Genomic DNA, 4,118 nt, shown 5'->3' on the forward strand with positions numbered 1-4,118 from the left:
GGCCTCGGCGCCGCTGCGCACCAGCGTGCGGGCGTCGATCTTGGGCTGGTACCACAGCTCGAGCCAGCCGGCATGCAGGGCCTCGCCGACATGCACGGCCGGGCTCGGCGCCGGCTCGTCCGGCAGCAGCATCGCAATGCGCTCGCGCAGCATGTCCGCGCCAAAGGGCGTGGTGAGCGGCGGCAGCATGCTGAGGCCGTATTCCTCGCCGACCTGCCGCACGGCCTTGACGATGATCGAGTCGCGGGCGCCGACGGCGAGAACCTTGCCGGCAAATCCCTCGCGCACCAGGATCTCGAGAAATCGTCCCGGCTCGATGCCGTCCGCGGCGACGCCGAGCAGGATCAGGTCGGGCAATTCAGTGGCGAGCACGTTCTGCAACTCGTCGGCGCTGGCGCATTCGCTCGTGACGAAGCCGAGGTCTTCCAGCACCTCGCTGAGAAAGGCCCGCAAGTGGCGCTTGCTGTCGGCCACGCAGGCGCGCGGCGTCACCTTTCGCCGTCCGAAGGTCACAGGCCTCCGTCCGACGAGTTCAGTCGTCCCATCGTTCATCTGATACCACTCCCGTTCCGTGACGGTGTCATAAACGCCGAGCGTGGGTTCAAATAAGGAGAGGTTCAGAACGTTCTTGAATTATCTGAGTAACGTTAAGCTCTCCAATTCGAGCTAACTTGTCGACAGTTCAGGCCGCGCTGCCTCCATGTGAAATGGATCACACGCGCGTTGCCGCGCTCGCGCTAAAGGTCCGCCCTAGCGGGTGGAGGGCTGTCGAGGATGAACAGCTATGACGACGCGGCGAATGATGGTTTGGTGGTTCAGGTTCGTGCTGTCAGGGCGGTTTCTCGACCGCTTCCTGTGCCTGCCGCGCACGCACAACTAGAGCATGATCCGGTCGGATCATGCTTGAGCGCGCCTATGTCTGCCCGATCAATTTGCGGAACGCCGCCGCGCCGTCCTCGATCGCGTCGCGTCCCTTCCAGGCGAGATAAGTCAGCTTGCCCCCGATCGTGTCGTGGCTGCGCAGCCGGCGCGAGCCGAGAATGTGGCCGACATTGTCGGGGAAGCGGCTCACCTCGGCGGACACCAATGTTGCGATCGCGTCCATCAATTGCTGGAGCCGGACGCCCCATTCGCAATGCTCGATGCCGTCGATGCGGACCTTGAGCGCATATTCGGTGTCGTAGATCTCGGCGAGCAGGTCGCGGGCAATCAGCACCCGGTTGTTGCGAAGCGCGACTCGCAGCGCGAGGCGCTTGTCGTCGAGCCGGTCGAGCACCATGTGAACGACGCTGGCATAGGGCGTGGCGGCGACGTCCGCGGCGGCCTTGCTGGCCGCGGCCTTGGTGGCGAGCCGCACCAACTGCCAGGACGTCTTCAGTCGGCGCGCCACCAGCGCCAGCGCAAAGGGCAGCGCCTGGGGATGGGCCTTCTTGAAGGCGTCGAGCTGCAGCGTGATCTGGGCGACCTGGCCGTCGTCGAACTTCGCGATCGTGTCAGGCAGCTTCTCGTTGAACTTCGGCAGCGCATCGCCGGAGCGCAACACATGCAGCATCTTCACGACGTCGTCGAAGGCGGTGCGCGAGGCCGTGTATTGCCCGAGCTTGGCGCGCGCGGTCTCGGTGTTCTCGGCCGAGGTGAGGGTGTTCTCGAGAACCTTGACGACCTTGATCTGGAAGGTCGACGCGATCTTCTGCACTTCCTTCGGCTTGTTGGCCGCGACCTGGTCGGTGATCGCCTGGATGTAGTCGCGCGCCATGGTCGGCAGCAGGTCGCGGCAGATCCACTCCCAGATCGGCGTCAGCGTATTGCGCGAGATTCGCCCCATATTGGCATGGTCGGGCGCGCCGTCGATCAGCACCAGTTCGAGCGGCGCGAAGAAATAGCGCGAAGGCGAGGTGGCGCGCGCCTGGGTCGATCCGTCCTTGCGGAACTCGGCACGCAGGCGGGACTGAAGGTCGGCCGACCCGGGCATGTCGATGCCGCACAGCTCGAGCCGTTCGAGCTCGCTGAGCAGACAGCTGCGCGACAGCGGCGTCAGCCTCCGCAGGAATTCCGACAGCCGATCGATCTCGTCCATGGCACGCAATCTTTCGCAGCGCCCGCGGGCTTGCGGGCCCAACGCGTGGAGGCATTTGCGCGCTCTCAACCTCCCTAGAGAAGCAAGTCGCCGTTAATTAATCCGTAAAAGCCGGGAACCGGGAACCTTAGCAAGCGGCCTAACGGGACGTTTTCCGTCGCTTCGTCCAGAACACTCAACCCTTGCATGGTCGGTCGCGGCGCCTCGCAAGCACAAATTGTGCCTAGGCCGCCCTTTTTGCGCAAAATCGTCTAAATCACCGTAGTCTTACGGAGCAAAAAGTTAACCACAGACCGGCCCCGGTTCCGCTAAACCAACGACATGGGTCCCCAGAATGATACGGCCATCGATTCGCGGCCGTCGGAATGGCACGAAAGCAGCGCTGCTTCCGCTGAACAGCCCGATTTCGTCCACCTGAGCGCCGTCCGCGCCACGGCGGCCGACGAAATGGCCGCGGCCATTGCCCGCGAGCTCAACGGCCCCCTGACCGCGCTCCTGCTCTACATGGGCGAGATCAAGCATCACAGCGACCAGCTGGCGCCCGCCACGGGCGATCGTGCCTATCTGCAGCGGGTGGTCGAGAACGCACTGGCACAGACCGAGCGCGTTTGCGGTCTGGTCAAGCAGCTTGCCGGCCCTCACAAGGCCGGCGCGCCGACCGCGTCCGGCACCGAGCAGGCCGAATCGAAGGTAGCCCGCATGCCGCAGCGCGCGCCGAACGCCGATCTGCCCGGCCCGTCCGGCCAGAAGCGGCTGACCAAGCGCGAGCGCGAGGTGCTGAGGCTGATCAGCGAAGGCTACTCGAACAAGCAGGGCGCGCTGCGCATGCAGATCAGCCCGCGCACCTTCGAGAGCCATCGCGCCGAGGCGATGCGCAAGCTCGGTGCGCGCAACACCGCGGACCTCGTCCGTGCGGCGCTGCTGCATTCGATCGATTGAGGCGTCGGTTGCGCCGCCGGCGGGCGGGCGGACGAGGCGCGAGACGTCGCTGGGGACGTCTGGGAAATCCGTTGCGCTCAGAGATAGTCTTCGGCGAACGGACGTGCGCGCGAGGCGGGACGCAGCGGCTTGATTGCTTCCTTCGGCGCGTTCGGAATGATCGTGATGGTCCAGCGGGGCGGCATGCTCGATTCCTGCTCCAGCACCGAACGCACGAAGCCGGTCACGGTCGACTCGCCAGACTTCACCGTTGCCATCCGGCCGTTGAACTGGGCGATGCGGAAGCGACGAACCTCCTTCTGGTCTGCGGTCTCGTAGGTGAACATGGAAAACCCTCCTGGTTTTCCCGGACTATCGCCAGCTATCATTAGTCATCTGTGAAAATCGCAAGCCGTAGAAGTACGGCGGGACTACGCCCACAGGCAAACTTGCGTGAACAGACGCGTCGAGAATCTAGCAGTCCGCCTCCTGCGCGCGCGCGGCTGCGTAGGCAGCATCCATCGCGTCGAGGTGCGCGTGGAATCCGGCCTCGCCGAGGCTCTCCGCGGTCTTCTCCAGCTGCAGCGCCAGCGCCGCGAGCCTGACATAGCCGAACGTTCCGGCCGCGCTCTTCAGCGAATGCGCCTCGCGCGTGATCCTGGCGTGGTGCTGCGCGAGCGGGAGCGTGCGGAACAGTTGCAGGCGGGCGCAGGTCTCGCTCCAGAACACCTCGCGCACTTCACAGGCACCGTCCTCGCCGATCTCGCGCACCAGCGCTTCGTAGGCGCGGGGTTCGCGCGCAGGCTCGGCATCGAGCTCCTTCTGCGTAGGTGCGATGGTTGCGTCAAACATGGCCTAGTCTGCCCGGATATTCGTTCTCGTCGCACGGCAGCTGCCGGCGCGAGGCATGTCCGGTGTCTACGGCATTCCAATTTCACTTTCGGTAGCAGGGTGGCCGGTGTTTGCGGGCCGGCATTAGCCCGCGGTTTACCAAGCCGGCGCGGCGTTCAGCGTGGAGCGAGCAGCCGGTCATACTGGGCCTTCACGGTGGCGTAGCATTCGCACGCCGTCTGGCGCAGGCCGTCCAGGTTGGTGAGCTGGATGTGTCCGCGGCTGTAGTGGA

At 65.0% G+C, this 4,118-nt stretch carries 4 protein-coding genes and 2 pseudogenes; 1 reads left to right on the top strand and 5 read right to left on the bottom strand.

Annotated elements, in window-relative coordinates:
- Together JHD07_RS34395 and JHD07_RS34400 are read right to left on the bottom strand one after the other, a co-directional pair.
- A pseudogene (locus JHD07_RS34395) lies at nt 1-552 on the bottom strand (diguanylate phosphodiesterase); the annotation flags it as partial.
- Nucleotides 553-913: 361 nt separating this feature from the next.
- Nucleotides 914-2,077 (bottom strand): hypothetical protein, encoded by a 1,164-nt coding sequence (locus JHD07_RS34400; protein ID WP_291630259.1) that lies wholly within the window; start codon nt 2,075-2,077, stop codon nt 914-916.
- A 321-nt stretch (nt 2,078-2,398) separates the two neighbouring features.
- Between JHD07_RS34400 and JHD07_RS34405 the strand changes: the two genes are divergently transcribed.
- On the top strand, nt 2,399-3,016 hold the full coding sequence (locus JHD07_RS34405) for a LuxR family transcriptional regulator (RefSeq protein ID WP_291630260.1): 618 nt from the start codon (nt 2,399-2,401) through the stop codon (nt 3,014-3,016).
- A 77-nt stretch (nt 3,017-3,093) separates the two neighbouring features.
- Here the strand turns inward: JHD07_RS34405 and JHD07_RS34410 are convergent, their stop codons facing one another.
- From JHD07_RS34410 to JHD07_RS34420, 3 genes and pseudogenes are all read right to left on the bottom strand, one after another.
- Nucleotides 3,094-3,342: a hypothetical protein gene (locus tag JHD07_RS34410; RefSeq protein ID WP_291630262.1), complete on the bottom strand. Its 249-nt coding sequence runs from the start codon at nt 3,340-3,342 to the stop codon at nt 3,094-3,096.
- Nucleotides 3,343-3,469: 127 nt separating this feature from the next.
- The gene (locus JHD07_RS34415; protein ID WP_291630264.1) at nt 3,470-3,847 is read right to left on the bottom strand and encodes an Hpt domain-containing protein; all 378 of its coding nucleotides are present in this window, start codon (nt 3,845-3,847) and stop codon (nt 3,470-3,472) included.
- A gap of 155 nt (nt 3,848-4,002) precedes the next feature.
- Nucleotides 4,003-4,118: pseudogene (locus JHD07_RS34420) on the bottom strand (Crp/Fnr family transcriptional regulator); the annotation flags it as partial.

It is taken from the genome of Bradyrhizobium sp., assembly GCF_016462955.1.
Taxonomy (GTDB): Bacteria; Pseudomonadota; Alphaproteobacteria; order Rhizobiales; family Xanthobacteraceae; genus Bradyrhizobium.